Below are 19,431 nucleotides of genomic sequence, written 5' to 3' on the forward strand. Positions count from 1 at the left end.
TCAGATCGTCTCAAGCCAGTTCAGAAGGAGCCGGTTTACCTCGTCCGGGCGTTCCTGCTGGGTCCAGTGGCCGCAACCTTCGAGCAGCTCCGCGCCACGCAAATCTGTCAAGCTTCGCTTCATGGCGGCGATCATGTCGCCGGGGTACATTTTCAGCACAAGGTCCCGGGTACCACCGATATAGAGGGAGGGCTGGGCGATCTCCATCGGGGATGGATGGGCCTTCAAATAGCCATGATCGCGATGCCAGTTTCGATAGCGGTTCAATGGACCGCGAAATCCGGATTGGAGGAACTGGGAGTCGTAATAGGCGACATCTTCGGCATTCAGCCAGGGAAGCGGCATGTCGGGTTCCGGCAGGCGGTGCAGCAGGGTCTCACCATGCTTCTTGTCCGCCGGCCAGGTGCCATCCGGGGCATCGCCGGAAATGGCATAGTAGAACTTCCGGATCGTCGCGGCGGGATCGGCTTCCAGTTCCGCTTCGGGCGGGCCCTGATCCTGGAAGTAGACCTGATAGAAGAACAGGCCGCGATCGGTGAAGAAGGCTCGGGCGGCATCGATGAAGACCACGTCGCCCGGCGGGATGTAGGGCACAGAGAGCCCCGCAACGGCCCGGAACCGGTCCGCGTGGAGCCGGGCCGTGTTCCAGGCGATGGGCGCGCCCCAGTCATGCCCGACGACGACCGCTTTCTCGCCCGGTGACAAGGCTTCAGCGAGACCGGCAATATCGCCGGTCAGGCTCTCCATGTCGTAGGCTTCGACGGCGTGCGGGCGGTCAGAGCCGCCATAGCCACGCACATCCGGCGCGGCGACACGGTAGCCAGCTTCGGACAGCGCCTTGATCTGATGTCTCCACGAATACCAGCTTTCAGGAAAGCCATGGACGAGGATGACCAGCGGCCCTTCCCCGGCCAGAGCGACCCTCAGGCGTATGCCATTCGTTTCAATCTGTCTCAGATCGACGCCGGTTTCAGTCATTCCCGCCGATCCACTTGAATTCAGGCTCCTCCCACCATGGGAAGAAGTTCGGCATGCCGTCGGAGACCTTCACCGGATAGACCGGCTTGCGCTTCTCGAGGAAGCTCATCACGCCTTCCTTGGCGTCTTCGGTCTTGCCGCGCGAATAGATGGCGGCGGAGTCGACAATGTGAGCCTCCATCGGATGGCTGGCTCCCAGCATGCGCCACATCATCTGGCGGGTCAGGCTGGTCGAGACGGCGGCCGTATTGTCTGCAATTTCGCGAGCCATCGCGCGGGCGACGTCCATCAGTTCCGCTTGCGGATGGACCGACCGGACAAGTCCGCCATCCATGGCTTCCTGCGCGGGGAAGACCCGTCCCGAATAGCACCATTCGAGCGCCTGCGAGATTCCGACGAGGCGCGGCAGAAACCAGCTCGAGGCCGCTTCCGGATTGATGCCGCGGCGATTGAAGACGAAACCGAACCGGGCGGTGTCCGCGGCGATCCGGATATCCATGGGCAGCTGCATCGTCACCCCGATGCCGACCGCCGCACCATTGATGGCGCCAATCACCGGCTTCAGGCTGTCAAAGATACGCAGTGTCACCCGGCCGCCACCATCGCGCTGGATATCCACATCGGCCGTGCGCCCCTCTTCACCGCCCTCGGCGCGCTTGTCATAGTCGAACGTCTTGGCGCCTTCGGACAGGTCTGCGCCCGCACAGAAGGCGCGGTCGCCGGAGCCGGTGACGATGACGGCACGCACCGAATCGTCTGCATCGGTGATGTCGAACGCCTCGATCAATTCGTACATCATCTTGCCGGTGAAGGCGTTCATCTTGTCGGGACGATTCAGCGTCAGCGTCGCGATACCGTCTTCAATGTCGAGGATGATCTGTTCAAACTGTTTCGGCTGCGCCACGGCTTGCCTCCCTTGTGATGCGTTTCGGCCCCAAGCTGCCTGTGCCTCAGCATTCGTCAAGACTTCCCCGGCGGCATTCACGCGACCGCTTGACCGGACCGGATGACGGGCGGGATAAATTCTTCCAACACAAGGAAGGATTCTGGACGATGAAACTCTCCACCCTGCTCGCCGGCGCATCGCTCGCCCTGTTGTCCCTGCCCGCCGCGGCCGAAACCGTCTATTTGACCGCCGGCAAGCTGGTGGACCCGGTTTCGGCAAACGTCACTGATCGGCCCGCCTTCGTCATCGAGGATGGCAAGATCACCGCGCGCGGCACCGCCGGCCGGTTGTCCAGGCCGAAGGATGCGAAGACCGTGGACCTCGGGAAGGCCGTGCTGGTACCTGGCTTCATCGATATGCACACGCACCTGACCTCCGATCCTGAAGATCCGGCCTATTTCTCGCTCAGCTTCTCGAACGAGCGCGAAGCAATCACAGGGGTCAAGAATGCCCGCAAGACCCTGCTGGCCGGGTTTACCACGGTCCGGAATGTCGGCGCGTCCAGTTATGGGGATGTTGCCCTGCGCGATGCCATCAATGAAGGCGATGTGCCTGGCCCGCGCATGTACGTGTCCGGCCCGCCCGTCGGCATTCTGGGCGGGCACTGTTCCGATACCAATTTGTTGCCGTCGGAATATGACCTGAAAGGCGAGAATGTCGCCACGGGCCCCTGGGAAATGCGGGAAAAGGTGCGCCGGAACATCAAATACGGCGTCGATCTGATCAAGACCTGCTCCACCGGCGGCGTGTTCTCCAAGGGCACCAGTCTCGGCGCGGCGCAGGGCACACTGGAAGAACTGACCGCCATTGCCGAGGAGGCCCATGCCCGCGGCATCAAGGTGGCCTCGCACGCACACGGCACCATCGGGATCCGTAATGCCATCCTTGCCGGCATCGACACGATCGAGCATGCCAGCATTCTCGACGAGGACACGATCCAGCTGGCCAAGGAACAGGGCACCTACCTTTCCATGGACATCTACAATACCGAATACACGTTGTCTGAAGGCGAGAAAAATGGCGTGCTGGAGGAATCCCTTGCCAAGGAACGCGCCATTTCGAAGATCCAGAGAGACAGTTTCACTGCGGCCGTGAAAGCCGGGGTGAAAGTGGTGTTCGGATCCGATTCCGGCGTGTACCCCCATGGCGACAATGGCAACCAGTTCTCCCGCATGGTTGCCCTCGGCATGAGCCCGATGCAGGCGATCCAGGCCGCAACCAGCCTGTCGGCAGAGGCCTTGGGCAAATCCGGAGAGATCGGCTGCGCGGATGTCGGATGCCATGCCGATTTCGTGGCGGTCTCGTCCGATCCGCTGAAGGATATCTCCGTGTTTGAATCTGTGGAGTTCGTCATGAAGGACGGCAAGGTCTACAAGCGCAATGGCGGACCGGTTGCCGGGGCCTTCTGAGTTTCGCCCCTTTCACGCGACCGCTGCCTTTGATTAGAACAGGCATGCTCACGAAATCGTGAGCGCCGCACCGCCATACCCCCAGAACAGGACCTGACCCGGAACTGATGGACTTCAATCCCCTGCCTGCCGTGACGACATTTGCCGCGCCGATCTTTATTGCCTCGGTGGCACTGGAATGGTGGGCGGTGAAATCCGGCCGTGCCCGTGGCCGGTATGAAACGAAAGATGCGCTCGCCTCCATGACGATGGGGCTGGGGAATGTCGTCATCAACACGCTGACCGGCACTCTCGCCGTCTGGATGATGATGGTCGCCTGGCCCTACCGCCTCTTCACCATCCCGTTCACGCTCTGGTCCGCCGTCGCCGGATTTGTGCTGTATGATTTTGTCTATTACTGGAAGCACCGGTTCGCCCACAGGGCACGCTGGTGGTGGATGGAACATGTCACGCACCATTCCTCCACGCACTACAATCTGACAACGGCCCTTCGCCAGCCCTGGTTCGGCCCGCTGACCGGCCTGATCTGGATCGGCATCCCGCTCATCCTGATCGGGTTTCATCCCTATGTGATTTTCTTCGTAGGCGGATTGAATCTGCTCTACCAGTTCTGGATTCACACTGAGGCAATCGACCGTATGCCCCGCTGGTTTGAAGCCGTGTTCAACACGCCGAGCCACCACCGGGTGCACCATGCCACGAACGCCAGATATCTCGATACCAATTTCGCGGGCGCGTTCATCATCTGGGACAAGATGTTCGGCACCTTTGTCGAAGAGCTCCCGGAGGAGAAACCTGTCTACGGAATCGTGAAACCCCTGAACAACCACAACCCGGTTGTGATCGCGTTTCACGAGTTCTACGCTTTGATGAAGGATTGCGCCTCGGACGGACTGCGTCCGCACCGTTGGATCGGCCGGCTGGTCAATGAGCCGGGTTGGTGCCCGGATGGCAATCACAACCGCACGGCCGAACTGAAACTGGCCTATATCGAGAAAAACCCGGACAAGGCCGGGCAACCAGGACTGCCCAAATGACACCCAGAGACAAGGTCTCGCTCAGACGCCTGTCCGGCCCCGACCTCTCTGATGCCCTCCCCGCACTTGCCGATCTACGGATCCGGGTTTTCGCGGCCTACCCTTATCTCTATGCCGGCACGACAGACTATGAGCGCGACTATCTGGAAACCTTCGCCTCTGCCCATGATGCATTTATCGTGGCGGCGGAAACCTCATCCGGGCAGATTGTCGGATGCGCCACCGGCTCTGCCATCACCGACCATCATGACGAGTTTGCCGCGCCGCTGAGAGAGGCGGGAATTGATCTGGAGTCGACTTTCTATTTCGGCGAATCCGTCCTGCTCGCCGGGTGGCGGGGCCATGGCATCGGCCATCAATTCTTTGATGCCCGCGAAGCGCATGCCCGGGCGCACGGCTACACGGCCACCTGCTTCTGTGCGGTGGACCGGCCTGCCACCCATCCGGACCGGCCTGAAGACTATTCCCCGCTGGATTCCTTCTGGCACAAGCGCGGATATTTCAAGCGTGCGGGCCTGGTGGCCCACTTCGACTGGCCGGAAACGCCTGGCGGGCCGTCACTTCCGCACGAAATGCATTACTGGTTCCACGATCTCGCTCAGGCTGACGCGACGTTGCCTGTGGACGCGTAGCGATCCCCGGCTAAAACTCCTGCCCGTGTCCGGACGCGCTCTGAAGTAGCCGCGGCGAGACGAGGAGGAAAACATGCATCCCAGCCATCACGCCAAAACCGATCCGGGCAAGGCCGCCTATATCATGGCGAATTCCGGCGAGACCGTTACCTTCGGCCAGTTGGAGGAACGGTCAAACCAGATCGCCCACGCCTTCCGGGATGCCGGGCTGAATCCGGGCGACACGATCGCCTTGTTCGCGGAAAACTCGGCCCGCTATTTCGAGATCTGCTGGGCCGCTCAGCGGTCTGGCCTGTATTATGTCTGCATCTCCTCGCGGCTGACGGCTCCGGAAGTCGAATACATTCTCGACAATTCGGGCAGCTCCCTGCTGATTGCCAGCCTCGGCAAGGCCGATGTGGCCGGAAAGGTGAAGCAGGCGACCCAACTCGCCCATTACTGGTCGATTGACGGTGAAATTGACGGCTTTTCCCGGCTTGAAACGCTGCAGAAAACCTATCCGGGCACACCGATTGCCGACGAGATGGCCGGCACCGACATGTTGTACTCATCCGGCACGACCGGTCGGCCGAAAGGCATTCGTCCGCCTCTGGAACCGGGCACGCCAATCGACGAGGACAATGTGCTGCTGCAGATTACCCGGGCGCTCGCCGCCGGGGGCCCTGACAGCATCTATCTCTCTCCCGCGCCGCTCTACCACGCTGCGCCGCTGCGCTGGTGCATGACCTTCACACGGCTCGGCTCGACGCTGGTCGTGATGGAAAAGTTCGATCCCGAAAGCTTCCTGAACAGCGTGCAGAAATACAAGGTGACGCACACGCAGATGGTGCCGACCATGTTCGTGAAGCTGCTGAAGCTGCCGGAGGCGGTGCGCACATCCTATGACACGTCGAGCCTGAAATTCGTTGTGCATGCCGCAGCGCCCTGCCCGATCCCGGTCAAGGAGCAGATGATCGAATGGTGGGGCCCGATCATCGACGAATATTATGCCGGATCCGAAGGCAATGGCATGACCTGGGTGAAAAGCCCCGACTGGCTGGAACACAAGGGCTCTGTTGGCCGGGCGGTCTATGGCGAAATCCATATCTGTGACGAGAATGGCGATGAAGTGCCTGTCGGCGAGGAAGGCCAGATCTATTTTGGCGGGACCGCTCCGCCAAACTATCACAATGACCCGGAAAAGAACGCTTCCGCGCTCAACCCGAAACACCCGGACTGGTCGTCCTTGGGCGATGTCGGCAAACTGGACGACGACGGGTTCCTCTATCTGACAGACCGCAAGGCCTTCATGATCATTTCGGGCGGCGTGAACATCTATCCGCAGGAGGCTGAAAACGTCCTCATCACTCACCCCAAAGTGGCGGATGTGGCGGTGATCGGTGTCCCGGACGAAGAGTTCGGCGAAGCGGTCAAGGCCATCGTCCAGCCCATGCCGGGCATCGCCCCGTCCGATGATCTTGCGGAAGAGTTGCTGGAGTTCTGCCGGGGTGAACTATCCAAGATCAAATGCCCGAAAAGTGTCGATTTCGATCTGGAACTGCCGCGCCATCCGACCGGCAAACTGTACAAACGGCTCATTCGCGACCGCTATTGGGGCAAGAAGGACAGCCGGATCGTCTGAGCCGTCGGGTCGGAAGACCGGCCTTGCCCTTCCGTAAATCTTGCCCCGGGGGCGATCCCGGTCCAAAACACGTGCAAACCAACAGGAGGAATACATGGCGGATCCGCGCACCATCTCTTATGACGAACTTGAATCTCTGGCTGGCCAGGAAGTCGGCGTGTCCGACTGGCACGTGATCGATCAGGATCGCGTCAACATGTTTGCTGAAGCCACTGGCGACCATCAGTGGATCCATGTCGATGTCGAACGCGCCACGAAGGAACTCGGCAGCCCGATTGCGCACGGCTTCCTGACCCTGTCCCTGCTGCCCATGCTTGGATCGGAAGTCCTGCGCGTGTCTGGCACGACACGCGGCATCAATTACGGCTCCGACAAGGTGCGCTTCACCAATATGGTGCCGGTCGGTTCCAAGGTGCGCCTGCGCCAGAAATGCCTTTCGGTCGAGCCGAAGGCTGGTGGCAAGCAGATGAAGATGGAAGCGACGGTCGAGATTGAAGGTCAGGACCGCCCGGCGCTCGTCGCGGAATCGATCACGGTGCTTTACGGCTGACGCCGGAAACGCCGTCTACAAGACCCAAGGCAAGGGGGCTGCGCGATGCAGCCCTCTTTTTTGTGGCTCGCGCCCGCCCGGGGCCGCGTCGATCACATCTTTGCGCATGGCATCATGGCCTGCGGCGCCTATATCTGGCTGAGACCCAACAATGGAGCGTTTGATGGCAGCGACCAAAATCCAGAGATCAGACCGCGAATGGCGCGACATGCTGACCGAAGAAGAATACCGGGTCGGCATTCGCGAGGGGACGGAACGCGCCTTCACGCCTGGCAATCACAATGACGAAAAGCGCGACGGGCTGTATCATTGCAAGGGGTGCGATACCCCGCTCTGGTCTTCGGCGCACAAATTCGATTCCGGAACGGGCTGGCCGAGTTTCTGGCAGCCCGCAAGCGAGGGGGTCGTCGCAACCAAGACCGATTTCAAGATGATCCTGCCGCGCACCGAATGCCATTGTGCAATCTGCGGCATGCATCAGGGCCATGTGTTCAAGGACGGTCCGCCGCCGACCGGAGAGCGCTGGTGCATCAATGGTGTGGTGCTCGACTTCCGGCCCGCTGTTTAGCACTGGACACGGCCTGATCCGGCTGGTCCTATCCGGTCTCGAAACCCTGTTTGGAGTCCGCCCCCATGCGCCTGCCCTCCCTTCTCATCAGCGCCGCCAGCCTGGCGCTCATCACTGGATGCACAATGACTGAATCCCCTGCCCCTGACGGGGCCCAGACCCCTTCCAACACCGCAGAATCGGCTGACGCCGTGGCCACCCGGCCGGCCCCGCCGGTCGCTCGCCGCATCGATCACGAGATCACCCAAATCGGTCGCACGCGCAATGATCCCTATCACTGGATGAAGGATGAGCGCTGGCAGGACGTGATGCGCGACCCGAGTGTTCTGCGACAGGACATCCGGGCGTATCTCGAAGCCGAGAATGCCTATACGAAAGCCGCGCTGGAGACCCCGACCGAAGCCTTGCGGAATGAATTGTTCAAGGAAATGCGCGGACGCATCAAGGAGGATGACAGTTCCGTTCCGGAAATTGATGGTCCTTATGCCTACTATACCCGCTATCGCGAAGGCGGCGAGTATCCGATCATTGCGCGCCGGGCTGCCGAGCATGCCTTTGACCCGAATGCCGAGGAAACGATCCTTCTGGACGGGGACGCCCTGGCCAAGGGCCATGACTATTTCTCCTTCGGCGGCATCGATACCTCACCGGACCACAGCCTGATCGCCTATGCCACCGATACCCAGGGCAGCGAATTCTATTCCATCCGGATCAAGAACACGCAGACTGGCAAAGATCAGGACGTCCACATCTACAGTGCCTATGGCCCGTTCGAATGGAGCGCGGATGGCAAGCGCATCTTCTGGATTCATCGCGACGAGAATGCCCGTCCCGATTCGGTCTGGCAGCGCGACCTGGAAAGTGGCGAAGACACACTGGTCTACAAGGAGGAAGATCCGGGCGTCTTCCTCAGTATCAACAAGAGCGCCAGCGAAGAGGTGATCTTCATCTCGGCATCCAGCCACACAACGTCGGAGATCTACTGGTTCCCATCGGACGAAGCCGACCCGGCGCCGCGCCTCATCGCGCCGCGCCAGACCGACAATGAGTACAATGTCGCGCATTGGGACGGTCAGTTCTACATCACCACGAATCTCGACGGTGCAGTCGATTTCAAGCTGATGCGCGCGCCGATGGAATCGACCAGCCGCGATGCCTGGGAGGAAGTGGTACCGCATCGTCCGGGCACGCTCATTCTCGGCATGCAGCCGCAACGCGACTATCTGGCGATCATGGAACGCGAGAACGGCCTGCCGCGCATCGTGATCCATGCGCGGGAGGATGGCGCGACACACGAAATCAGTTTCGAGGAGGCAGCCTATTCACTCGGCCTGGACAGTGGATATGATTTCAACACGCCCATCCTGCGCTTCGACTATTCGTCTCCGACCACGCCGGACCAGGTATTCGACTACGACCTGAACACACGCGAGCGCGTGCTGCGCAAGACACAGGAAGTGCCGTCCGGCCACAATCCGGACGATTATGTCGCTGAACGCCTGATGGCGCCGTCCTGGGACGGGGCGGAAGTGCCGATCACCCTGCTGCGCCACAAATCAACCCCGGTCGACGGCAGCGCGCCGATGCTGCTCTATGGCTATGGATCCTATGGCATCACCTATCCGGCCGACTTCCGCACGAGCCGGCTTAGCCTGGTCGATCGCGGCGTCATCTATGCCATCGTCCACCCGCGCGGCAGCAAGGCGAAGGGGTATCAGTGGTATCTTGACGGCAAGCTGGAGAAGAAACCGAACACGTTCAAGGACTTCATCGCGGCCGGGCACTTCCTTGTTGATCAGGACTATACGTCTGAAGGCAATATCGTCGCCTATGGGGGATCTGCCGGTGGCCTGCTGATGGGCGCCGTTGCCAATATGGACCCGGAGCTCTTTGGCGGGATCATCGCCGCCGTTCCCTTCGTCGACGTCATCAACACGATGTCGGATGAGAGCCTGCCCCTGACGCCGCCGGAATGGCCGGAATGGGGCAATCCACTGGTCTCCGCCGAGGATTATGACACGATCCTGGCCTACAGCCCGTATGACAATGTCGCGGATCGGCCCTATCCGCCCATGCTGATCACGGGCGGCCTGTCCGATCCGCGCGTGACCTATTGGGAGCCCACCAAATGGGCGGCCCGGCTGCGCCATGACGCGCCGAATGGCGGGCCCTATTTCCTGCGCATCGAAATGGAAGGCGGCCATGGCGGCGCTTCCGGCCGGTTCGAAGGCCTGAAGGATATCGCTCTGGACTATGCCTTCGCGCTCGCCGCGATGGGCAAGGTGGAAGATGTTGATCTGAAGGAAGACTGACCGCGTCTGGCCACCACCCGGTTTGATAACAGGATCGGGTGGAAATGGTCGGAGCGATAGGATTCGAACCTACGACCCCTCGCCCCCCAGGCGAGTGCGCTACCGGGCTGCGCCACGCTCCGACACCGGCGGCTTGTACCCAAGCCAACCTGTTTCCGCAATGCGTTATGTGGGATCAGGCTGCGCGTTTCTGCCGGATGGCATCCAGCCGCGCTTTCAGATCGGTCAACTCCACGAGCGTGTCTTCAAGACGTTCGCGCTGGCCATCGTCCGAACCGTCGGAGGCATCGCCTGCGAAGGCATCTGCCACGGTCTTCTGAAGTTCCCGCGCCGGGCTGGTGCCCAGCGTGGCTGCGCCGGACAGGACCGCCTCAACGCCCTGTTCGGCGAGCAGTGCCTTGGCCCCTTTGAGCGTCATGCCCTTCTCATGGACGAGGATCTGGATCGCCCGGAGGGCATCGAGATCCTGCGGGCGAAACATGCGTCGGCCATCAGCCCGCTTGATCGGACGGACATCTTTCGTGAACTTGGTCTCCCAGTATCGGATAACGTGCGTTTCCAGACCGAGTTCGCCTGCTGCTTCGCCAATGGAACGGAAGGCTTGCGCAGATTTCGTGATCCGGGCCCGGTTTGCCGACATGTGGGAGTCCTTTCTGTCTATTTCTGATCGACCAATGATTTCAGCATTGGCGAGGGACGGAAGGTGACGACACGGCGTGCGGCGATCACAGCTTCCTGTCCCGTTTTCGGGTTGCGGCCCTCCCGCGGTGCCTTGGAGCGGACCACGAAATTGCCAAAGCGGGACAGCTTCACCTCGTCCTCGGTTTCCAGGGCAGACCCGATCAGTTCGAGGGTCCTGTCCAGCAAGTCCGAGGATTCCTGACGTGTCACACCGACTTCACGCACGATTGCATCCGTGACTTCTGCCCTGGTGACGGTCTGGTTGCTCATGGGATTCTCCCGCTTTGGTTAATGGCTAGACGAGTTTCGTTAACGGATTCCTAGCGAGTCCGTTGCAACAGTTCGTTGATAATGCTGATTTTTGCCGTGCAGGCTAGAGGCGGAAAAGGCTGGCGCCCCAGGAAAATCCGCCGCCCATGGCTTCCGACAGGACCAGATCGCCCGGCTTGGCCCGTCCACTGCGAATCGCATGATTGAGTGCAAGCGGAATGGATGCTGCAGACGTGTTCGCATGTTCGTTGACCGTGATGACCACTTTCTCGTCATCAATGTTCATCCGTTTGGCCACGGCATCCAGAATGCGCTTGTTGGCCTGGTGCGGAACGAACCAGTCGATTTCATCCGAAGTCAGCCCGGTTTCATCGAGTACCGCCTGAATCGCCGAGGAGATGTTTGCCACGGCATGGCGGAACACCTTGTTCCCCTCCATGCGGACATGGCCGACCGTACCGGTCGAGCTGACGCCGCCATCGACATAGAGCAGATCCGACTTGGTGCCATCGGTGCGGATGTGATGCGTGATGATTCCTGCATCGGCGGCGCCTGACCATTCCTCTGCCTGCAGCACGACCGCGCCGCCGCCATCCCCGAACAGGACGCAGGTGCCCCGGTCGGACCAGTCCAGGATGCGCGTGAAGGTTTCAGCGCCGATCACGAGAGCGGTGTTGAAAAGGCCCTGTTTCAACATGGAATCCGCCGTGGCCAGTGCGAACAGAAAGCCCGAGCACACGGCCTGGACGTCAAACGCAGCGCCCTGGTTCACGCCCAGCTTGGCCTGTACTGCGGTGGCAGTGGCCGGAAATGTCTGGTCTGGCGTTGTCGTGGCGAGCACGATGAGGTCCACGTCACTGGCCTGCAGGCCAGCAGCTTCGAGCGCCTGACGCGCCGCGGCGGTCGCAATGTCGGACGTCAGTTCGCCATCGGCCGCAACATGTCGGCGGCGAATGCCGGTGCGTTCCACGATCCAGTCGTCGGTCGTGTCGACCATACGGGACAGGTCGTCATTGGTCAGGACCTTCTCGGGCAGGTAGCTGCCGGTTCCACGGATAAAACTGCGCCGTGCCATTTGATACCTATCCATATGGCGCCCTATTCGGCGGCCATACCTTTCTGTCTGATCTTGTTGAGATTGGCGGCGACCTCGTCCCGGTAATGACTGGTCGCAAGATCGGCGGCGAGTTCACAGGCCCGCGTAAACCCCCGGCTGTCTGTGCCTCCGTGGCTTTTCACGGACACACCGCCCAATCCGAGCAGAACGCCGCCATTCACATTGCTGGGATTCATCTGTTCGCGCAGGCGTTTCAGGCCGCCCATGGCCAGTACCGCGCCAAGTTTGGAGAAAAGGCCGCTTGTCAGCGCCTCGCGGACGCGGGTGCCCAGCATCCGGGCCACGCCCTCGCCAGCCTTGAGGGCCACATTGCCCGTAAACCCGTCTGTGACAATGACATCGACCGTGCCGGAGGAAATGTCGTCGCCTTCGATGAAGCCATGATAATCGAGATCGAGACCGGAATTGCGCAGCCACTCATGGGCTTCGCGAATCTCGTCATGTCCCTTCATTTCCTCGGACCCGATATTGAGAATACCGATCGTCGGCTTGTCGATGCCCAGGATCGCCCGGGCATAGGCTTCGCCCATGATGGCGAAACTGACGAGTTGCGCAGCATCCGCCTCAAGATTTGCGCCGACATCCAGCACGACGCTCCGTCCGCGAAGCGTCGGCCAGGCCGCCGTCATGGCCGGGCGGTGAACACCATCCATCTTGCGCAGGACGAGCATTGAGATTGCCATCAGCGCGCCGGTGTTGCCGGCCGAGACCGAAGCCTGTGCGCGGCCTTCCTTCACATCCTCGATGGCGTTCCACATGGACGAGCCCTTACCTCGGCGCAGGGCCTGACTGGGCTTCATCTCGCTGGTCACCACCAGATCGGTGTGCACAATTTCCAGACGCTCAGGCGATGCGGAAACCAGGGGGCGCAAGCGGCTTTCATCCCCGTGCAGGCGGACGCGCGCGCCGGGCCGAGCAGCGAGAAAAAGCTCGGCGCCCTTCACGGTGACTTCAGGAGCATCATCGCCCCCCATCGCGTCAATTGCCAGAATCAGGCCTTGGGCCATTGGGCTTCAAGCTCCACAAGTTCCTTCGGAGTAATCTGCGCTGTTTACGGTGCGCCTCGAACCTTGGCAACGCCGGGGATGTGAAGGATGCCTAATCTTGGCGCAGCGCCGACCAGTCGAAATTTCCCGCCAGAATGCTGTCATCTGTCGTAGCGTCAAGTGCAGCCTGATTCTGCAGCAGGTATTCTGCAAGGCGGCCTTCCTGGCCGGGTTGCGTCAATCCGTTGCGCTGAATCGTATCGATGAGCGCTCCCGTCCTGCCCGGCGCCGGCTGGTCCAGCGCAACGGACAAGCTCTTGCCAATCCCATAATGCACTTCTGCCAGTTTGCGGACCTTGCGGGCAATCGACGAGTCGCCGACGCCCAGTTCGCGAAAAGCGGCATCAAACCCGTCCAGGACAAGATGGTTGAGCGATTCGGCAGTCTTGCGCGCCTGGGCAGAGCCGATGTGCCTCAGCCGCCCGATGACCAGAGCCGCATGCGCGGTGACCATGGCAGCCCGGCCTTCGAAGGTATCGATGGCGGCGCCCTGTGCGTACAGGCCGGTATCCAGCGCAGCTTCGGCCACGCGGGCGTAGAGAACTCGCGCCGCCGCCTTCGCCTTTTTGCCACGTCCGTTCCATATTCCGGAAAACCCGACCAACCTGCACTCCTCCGCTTGCCAAGACCGACCCCCAACAGCTAGGTCTTGTTCGTCGAATTAACAGGAGTAGTCCCATGTCGCGATGCGCGATACTGGCATTGTCATTGCTGGCCCTGCCGCTTACCGCTTGCCTGACGCCATCGCGCGATTATCACGGCTATGTCGCGGACGAGGCCCAGCCCCGCGACATGCAGCCCGGCGAGGATACCCGCTCCACCGTGCTGGCCCAACTGGGTTCGCCCTCGACCACCAGCATCTTTGACGAAAACACCTGGATCTACATGTCGGAACTTCAGGAACGCGTTGCCTACCTGAACCCGAAAGTGAAGTCCCGCAGCGTTGTCGCCATCCGGTTTGGCGAGGACGACAAGGTCGAGGAAGTGGTCGAGTATGATGAGAATGCCGGCCAGATCGTGAACTATGCGTCCCGCGAAACGCCGACTCGTGGCCGGGAACTCGGCTTCTGGGAGCAGATATTCGGCACCATCGGCGCCGTGCAGCTGCCCCGCACCGACGAGGCGACGCCGGACAACCCGACCGGCCGCCGCTAGGTCCGTCCCGCTTCATTCACTTGCAATGCGTGCCCGGTTTTCGGACCGGAAACCCGCTTGGGATGAATTATTTAAAAGTAACTCGCGTCTCAGCCGATTTCGCGATATCATTAACTTATTCCGATCCGACATACCGGAGCAGAAGACGCGCAAGACGTCTCGCCGAACGTCGGAAAAGGTGTGTAGCGTCTCGGAACGCAGGTTCCGATGGTACAACCTTTTGAAAGGAGGGTGATGATGGTCTGGAGACTGCCGCACTTACGAAGGACGTTGAAATCGCTTCGGATTTCCAGTCAGAAGTCGCGTATTCATCTGGCTTCGATGGAGGACTCGCAGAAGCGCTACGAACAGGTACGCGATCTGGCGCGCAAACGGCTGGATCGGGCGGAAATGTTCTCTCAGGGCGAGGAAACGCACCGTCAGTTCGGCTGACCCCGTGCCGGGCTACTTGGATTTGCGTCTCAACTCGATTTCTTTTTCGCGCAGCTGCTCGAGCAGGTCCAGCATGCGTGGCGGGCATGGTTCGGCCAAGATTTCGGCATAAGCTTCTCGCAGGGCATGACCCAGAAGCGCGGCGCGCTTTGCCTGCAGCTTTTCAGATTCGTCCGACTTCCTGGCAGTTGCCATCGCTCTGCCCCTCCCCGTGCGTTCCCTTGCGGCCCTTCAGGCCAACCACCTCCACGCGCCTCTATAACACGCCAGAAGCTTTAACACGTCCTTACTTTTCATCTTTTGCGAGATTTTAACGTCCTGTAACGGGCGCCGCCGGCAGGCCGTTTGCCGCGAGGGAGCATCTGGACAAGGCCAGCGACCGCCTAGACTATGTCCGGATGATTCATGGACCGACTTCGCACACCTACATGTCGCAACGCCTGCGACTGCACTATGTCGATTGGGGCAATGAGTCCGCCCCGCCGCTGATCCTGCTGCACGGCGGACGCGATCATTGCCGCAGCTGGGACTGGGTTGCGCAGGAGTTGCGAAAGGACTGGCACGTGATCGCGCCGGACCTGCGGGGGCATGGCGACAGCGCCTGGTCAGCGGATGGCGAATATTCGGCGCGCGCCTGCGTGTATGATTTTGCTCAGCTGATCCACCAGAAAAAACTCGCGCCGGTGACCATCGTCGCCCACTCCTATGGCGGCAATATTGCTCTGAGATATACCGGCATCTACCCGGAAAACGTGCGTCGGCTGGTTGCCATCGAAGGCCTCGGCCCGTCCCCGAAAATGCTGCAGGAGCGCTTCGGCCGTCCGATTGACGAGCGCATGAGGGAATGGATCGATGCCAAGCGCGGAATCGCCGGACGCGTGCCGAAGCGCTATGCCACGCTGGAAGACGCATATACGCGGATGAAGGAAGAGAACAGTTATCTGAACGACGAACAGGCCCGGCACCTGACCATCCATGGCATCAGCCAGAATGAGGACGGAACCTGGTCGTGGAAGTTCGACAATTATTTCAGAACTTTCCCGCCCTATGACATGGCGCAGGAAGATCTCGAATATCTGTGGACGCAGATCACCTGCCCGACTCTGCTCCTGTACGGCGAAAAGAGCTGGGCCTCCAATCCTGCCGAAGACGGACGGATCAACAAATTCGGGAATGCACAGGTCAAACTGTATGAGGATGCCGGCCACTGGCTGCATCATGACAAGTTCGACCAGTTCATCGGCGACCTGAACGCCTTTCTCTAAACTCCTGACGCAAGGACATGCGTGGCAGGCCGGTTTCCTTGAAGTAGGCTCTCCTGAAAGAGCGGAGGAAATCGACATGACAGACAGATTGCTGGATTTCAGCGGCAAGGTGGCACTGGTCACGGGCGGCAGTCGCGGTCTTGGCCGTGAGATGGTGATGGCGCTGGCCGAGCGCGGGGCGGACTTGATCATCGCCAGCCGCAAGGCCGAAGCGTGCGAGACCGTTGCCGAGGAGGTCCGGTCCATGGGTCGGCGTGCCCTTGCCATCGGGGCGCATTGCGGAAAATGGGACGAGATCGACAGCCTGATCGAAGCGGCCTATGCCGAATTCGGCCGCGTCGACATTCTCGTCAACAATGCCGGCATGGGCCCGCGCATGCCGAGCGAAGAAGTTCCGGAAAACCTCTATGACAGCGTACTGAACCTGAACCTCAAGGGGCCGTACCGGCTATCCAGTGTGATCGGCAAGCGGATGAAAGATGCCGGGTCCGGCGCCATACTGAACATCTCGTCTGTCGCAGCCCTTCAACCACTGGCACAGGTCGTGCCCTACAGCGCCGCCAAGGCGGGACTGAACGCCATGACCATCGGACTGGCCCGGGAATATGCGCCGGAAGTGCGCGTAAACTGTATCTGCGCGGGGCCGTTCCTGACCGACATTGCAAAGGCCTGGACCGAAGAAGCCCGGCAGACGGCAGACAATGCACTTGGCCGTCCGGGGCGTCCTGAAGAGATCGTGTCTGCCGCGCTCTATTTGTTGAGCCCGGCCTCGACCTTCTCGACAGGGTCGGTCATCACTGTCGATGGCGGCATCTAGTCCAGGCCGAGCCCCAGTTCAGCCAGCACCGTTTCCGTGTGCTCCCCAATGCGCGGGGCTGGTGTGATCTCGCGGTGCGGTGCGCCCCGGAATACAACTGGCGGCTGGGTTTCCCAATAGGCGCCCTCGGACGGATGCTCCCTGCGCTTGAAGAAGCCGGTCGCAACAAGGTGCGGATCGGATTGCAGGTCCGGAAAGTCATTTACGCGGGCGGCGGGAATGTCGGCGTCCCCCAGCGCCTTCAACCAGTACTCCGTCGTCTGCTTTTCGAAATAGACCTGAACACGGCCCATCATGTAGTCCTGATTGAAGAAGCGGCCCTTGCGGTCAGCGATCCGGTCATCCTGGAGCTCTTCAGGAGCCCCCATCACATCGAACAGCTTGATCCAGCGCGCATCCACATAGGGCGCAATCACGATCCATCCATTTGCCGTCTTCAGCGGCTGGCGCGACGGGTCGACCTGCCGCTGGTAGCAGAAGGGCCCGACCGGCGGATCGAACTCGGCTTCGTAGAAATGCTCCTCCAGCAGGAAATGCGTGACGCATTCGAACATGGGCACTTCGACGTGCACCGCCTCCCCCGTCCGGTCCCGGTGGTGCAGGGCCGCGAGCGTGGCATACATGGCGTGGAGCCCGGACACCTTGTCGGCAAACGCGGTCGGAATGAACCTGGGCCGCTCGTTCCCGTCGACTTTCGGCAGCAGCATCGTGGCGCCGGACAGGCCCTGAATCAGGTCATCATAGGCCGGTCGGCCAGCATAGGGGCCGTCCGATCCGAAACCGAGGCAATGGACGTAGACAATGTCCGGGCGGATGGCCTTCACTTCCTCGAATGTCAGCCCCAGACGTGCAACGGCATCCGGCCGGATATTGTGGATGAACACGTCGCTCTGGCGGATGAGTTCCCGAATGGCCGTCTGGCCATCTTCGGATTTGAGGTCCCAGACCACGGACCGCTTGCCGCGATTGATCGTCATGTGGCAGGGGCCCATATTCCGGTTATTTGCCGGCTTGCCGACATTGCGGAAATCATCACCGCCGGCGGGCTCCACTTTCACGACATCGGCGCCCATGTCTGCCAGGGTCTGGGTGCAGTACGGTCCGAAAATGACCGTCGTCATGTCTGCGATCCTGATATCCGACAGCAAATTGGTGCCTGGCATGGGGCGCGCCCTCCGGTTGCGTTGTGGGTCATCGACGGTCTCAAGGCCGTCCTTCCCGTTCCGATTAGACGGGGTGTCGCTACGACACACAAGACGCCAGCGTGTGGAGTTTTCGAGGGAGGGAAATAAGCGGATTACAGGTTGGCGCGTCGGAAAACTCAGGAGGTTCGCAGCAATCTCTGGACACCGGTCCGCACGCCGGTCCGCAGGCCGGTGAGCCGCCAATAGAGGCTCCATTTGGCCCAGGCGCGACGATGGTCTCCCTGCCGCATGGCAGTCTTCACGAGGAATGGCAGCAGGCTGGCAATGGCCGCAATCGCATCCTTTCGGTGCGCCAGCGGACCGAGCGCGGCGCGGATCTCGTCCAGGATTCCCGGCTCGGCGATCACCTCATCCACACCATAACGGCATCCGAGCATTCGGGAGAGGATGGTCCGCTCGACCGGACGCAGGCGGGCCTCCGGATTTGCAGCCACGCCCGCCCGCAGGGCAGACAGGGCCGCCGGCCACAATTTCTTGCGGGCCGCGATCACAGATTTCTGGAAATAGGCCTGCCGACGCGCGGCTGGATCCGTCGGGACGGCGGGGGCGTCATAGTCCAGGAATTCCCCGAGAGAGAGCCTCGGCAAGAGATCTTCCATCAGGGTCGTGTCCGCTGCGCACCAGCGATCATAGCGGGTATCGGCCGCATACCGGATGTCCTTCGGCCCGCGCGGGCCTTCATGCTGGCGCTGCAACAGCGTGACCGCATCAACCCGGTGCGCATCGAAACGGCGCGCCAGCCGCATCAGGACGGCATAATCCTCGGAGATGGTGATCTCTTCCGGCATTGGGCCGATGGCCTCATAGCAACTACGCCGCACCAGCAGGCAGGGCTGGCCAGTGATGAAACAGTCTTCCAGGACATGCACGAAAAAGGATCGCCCATCTTCAGGCGGATAGGGATAGGTGTGCAGGAATTCGCGCGCGCCCGTCTCCGGATTGATGGTGAACTTGCGCAATGCGCCATAGCTGATCCGGGTTTCGGGATCCTCGCGGAATGGTCCGAGCAGGCGCTCCAGCGCATCGGCCGGCGCAATATCGTCATCATCCATGATCCAGATGAGATCACCGCGCGCGCGGGAGAAGCCATGGTTCAGCGCTGACAGTTTTCCGCCATTCTGTTGTGTCAGCAACGTAACCCGGTCCGCATAGCTCGCCAGAACTTCCCGCGTATTGTCCGTCGAGCCATCATCCACGATGATGATCTCCAAGATGTCTGCGGTCTGGGCCAACAGGCTGTCTATGCTCTCTGTGATGAGATGAGCGCGGTTGAACGTCGGCAGGATCACCGAGACGGTCAAGGCGGATTGTCCCCGGTCAGTCACTGAACTCTTTTCCTGCATGGCACCCACATTCCCCCCTGCGGCCAGCAATATTCATACCGGATGAC

Annotated in this window: 20 protein-coding genes and 1 tRNA gene; 10 read left to right on the plus strand and 11 right to left on the minus strand. The window is 60.9% G+C overall.

Features of this window, described 5'->3' with window-relative positions; translation table 11 throughout:
* Positions 1-978, minus strand: coding sequence for an alpha/beta fold hydrolase (locus HF955_RS16220; protein ID WP_291076622.1), 978 nt, complete (start codon positions 976-978; stop codon positions 1-3).
* Positions 971-1,882, minus strand: coding sequence for a crotonase/enoyl-CoA hydratase family protein (locus HF955_RS16225; protein WP_027839720.1), 912 nt, complete (start codon positions 1,880-1,882; stop codon positions 971-973). The genes HF955_RS16220 and HF955_RS16225 overlap by 8 nt, the downstream gene beginning before the upstream one ends.
* A gap of 149 nt (positions 1,883-2,031) precedes the next feature.
* Here HF955_RS16225 and HF955_RS16230 point away from each other — a divergent pair, with 149 nt between their 5' ends.
* The 7 genes from HF955_RS16230 (at position 2,032) to HF955_RS16260 (ending at position 10,053) form a co-directional block, all read left to right on the plus strand.
* Positions 2,032-3,333, plus strand: a complete 1,302-nt coding sequence (locus tag HF955_RS16230) for an amidohydrolase family protein (RefSeq protein ID WP_291076624.1) — start codon at positions 2,032-2,034, stop codon at positions 3,331-3,333.
* Positions 3,334-3,440: 107 nt separating this feature from the next.
* The gene (locus HF955_RS16235) at positions 3,441-4,370 is read left to right on the plus strand and encodes a sterol desaturase family protein (RefSeq protein ID WP_291076626.1); all 930 of its coding nucleotides are present in this window, start codon (positions 3,441-3,443) and stop codon (positions 4,368-4,370) included.
* Positions 4,367-5,002, plus strand: coding sequence for a GNAT family N-acetyltransferase (locus HF955_RS16240; protein WP_291076627.1), 636 nt, complete (start codon positions 4,367-4,369; stop codon positions 5,000-5,002). The genes HF955_RS16235 and HF955_RS16240 overlap by 4 nt, the downstream gene beginning before the upstream one ends.
* Before the next feature lie 73 nt (positions 5,003-5,075).
* Positions 5,076-6,623, plus strand: coding sequence for an acyl-CoA synthetase (locus HF955_RS16245; protein WP_291076628.1), 1,548 nt, complete (start codon positions 5,076-5,078; stop codon positions 6,621-6,623).
* 94 nt (positions 6,624-6,717) lie between these two features.
* Positions 6,718-7,173, plus strand: coding sequence for a MaoC family dehydratase (locus HF955_RS16250; protein WP_027839716.1), 456 nt, complete (start codon positions 6,718-6,720; stop codon positions 7,171-7,173).
* A gap of 163 nt (positions 7,174-7,336) precedes the next feature.
* Positions 7,337-7,741: a peptide-methionine (R)-S-oxide reductase MsrB gene (gene msrB, locus HF955_RS16255; RefSeq protein ID WP_291076630.1), complete on the plus strand. Its 405-nt coding sequence runs from the start codon at positions 7,337-7,339 to the stop codon at positions 7,739-7,741.
* A 125-nt stretch (positions 7,742-7,866) separates the two neighbouring features.
* The gene (locus tag HF955_RS16260; RefSeq protein ID WP_291076631.1) at positions 7,867-10,053 is read left to right on the plus strand and encodes a S9 family peptidase; all 2,187 of its coding nucleotides are present in this window, start codon (positions 7,867-7,869) and stop codon (positions 10,051-10,053) included.
* A gap of 45 nt (positions 10,054-10,098) precedes the next feature.
* On the opposite strand, the gene HF955_RS16265 is transcribed toward HF955_RS16260, so the two are convergent.
* The 6 genes from HF955_RS16265 to HF955_RS16290 all read right to left on the minus strand — a co-directional run bounded on the left by HF955_RS16265 (position 10,099) and on the right by HF955_RS16290 (position 13,771).
* A tRNA-Pro gene (locus HF955_RS16265) sits at positions 10,099-10,175 on the minus strand.
* 53 nt (positions 10,176-10,228) lie between these two features.
* Positions 10,229-10,693, minus strand: a complete 465-nt coding sequence (locus HF955_RS16270) for a MerR family transcriptional regulator (RefSeq protein WP_291076633.1) — start codon at positions 10,691-10,693, stop codon at positions 10,229-10,231.
* Positions 10,694-10,710: 17 nt separating this feature from the next.
* Positions 10,711-11,004: an integration host factor subunit alpha gene (locus HF955_RS16275; protein ID WP_027839712.1), complete on the minus strand. Its 294-nt coding sequence runs from the start codon at positions 11,002-11,004 to the stop codon at positions 10,711-10,713.
* A gap of 103 nt (positions 11,005-11,107) precedes the next feature.
* Entirely contained in the window at positions 11,108-12,079 is a 972-nt protein-coding gene (locus tag HF955_RS16280) for a beta-ketoacyl-ACP synthase III (protein ID WP_291076635.1), read from the minus strand.
* Between the two features lie 23 nt (positions 12,080-12,102).
* Positions 12,103-13,128: a phosphate acyltransferase PlsX gene (gene plsX / locus HF955_RS16285; protein WP_291076637.1), complete on the minus strand. Its 1,026-nt coding sequence runs from the start codon at positions 13,126-13,128 to the stop codon at positions 12,103-12,105.
* A gap of 91 nt (positions 13,129-13,219) precedes the next feature.
* Positions 13,220-13,771: a ubiquinol-cytochrome C chaperone family protein gene (locus tag HF955_RS16290; protein ID WP_291076639.1), complete on the minus strand. Its 552-nt coding sequence runs from the start codon at positions 13,769-13,771 to the stop codon at positions 13,220-13,222.
* A gap of 74 nt (positions 13,772-13,845) precedes the next feature.
* On the opposite strand from HF955_RS16290, the gene HF955_RS16295 reads away from it, so the two are divergent.
* Positions 13,846-14,322, plus strand: a complete 477-nt coding sequence (locus tag HF955_RS16295; protein ID WP_291076641.1) for an outer membrane protein assembly factor BamE — start codon at positions 13,846-13,848, stop codon at positions 14,320-14,322.
* Positions 14,323-14,766: 444 nt separating this feature from the next.
* On the opposite strand, the gene HF955_RS16300 is transcribed toward HF955_RS16295, so the two are convergent.
* Positions 14,767-14,949, minus strand: a complete 183-nt coding sequence (locus tag HF955_RS16300) for a NepR family anti-sigma factor (protein WP_291076643.1) — start codon at positions 14,947-14,949, stop codon at positions 14,767-14,769.
* 203 nt (positions 14,950-15,152) lie between these two features.
* On the opposite strand from HF955_RS16300, the gene HF955_RS16305 reads away from it, so the two are divergent.
* Entirely contained in the window at positions 15,153-16,019 is an 867-nt protein-coding gene (locus tag HF955_RS16305; protein ID WP_291076644.1) for an alpha/beta hydrolase, read from the plus strand.
* 76 nt (positions 16,020-16,095) lie between these two features.
* Positions 16,096-16,836, plus strand: a complete 741-nt coding sequence (locus HF955_RS16310; RefSeq protein ID WP_291076646.1) for an SDR family NAD(P)-dependent oxidoreductase — start codon at positions 16,096-16,098, stop codon at positions 16,834-16,836.
* Here the strand turns inward: HF955_RS16310 and HF955_RS16315 are convergent.
* Positions 16,833-17,999 carry a CaiB/BaiF CoA-transferase family protein gene (locus HF955_RS16315; RefSeq protein ID WP_291076648.1) on the minus strand — a complete coding sequence of 389 codons (1,167 nt, stop codon included), beginning with the start codon at positions 17,997-17,999 and terminating at the stop codon, positions 16,833-16,835. The two genes, HF955_RS16310 and HF955_RS16315, sit on opposite strands and share 4 nt — an antisense overlap.
* A 158-nt stretch (positions 18,000-18,157) precedes the next feature.
* Positions 18,158-19,366, minus strand: a complete 1,209-nt coding sequence (locus tag HF955_RS16320; protein ID WP_291076650.1) for a glycosyltransferase family 2 protein — start codon at positions 19,364-19,366, stop codon at positions 18,158-18,160.
* Positions 19,367-19,431: the final 65 nt, after the last annotated feature.

The organism is Hyphomonas sp. (assembly GCF_017792385.1).
Classification (GTDB): Bacteria; Pseudomonadota; Alphaproteobacteria; order Caulobacterales; family Hyphomonadaceae; genus Hyphomonas.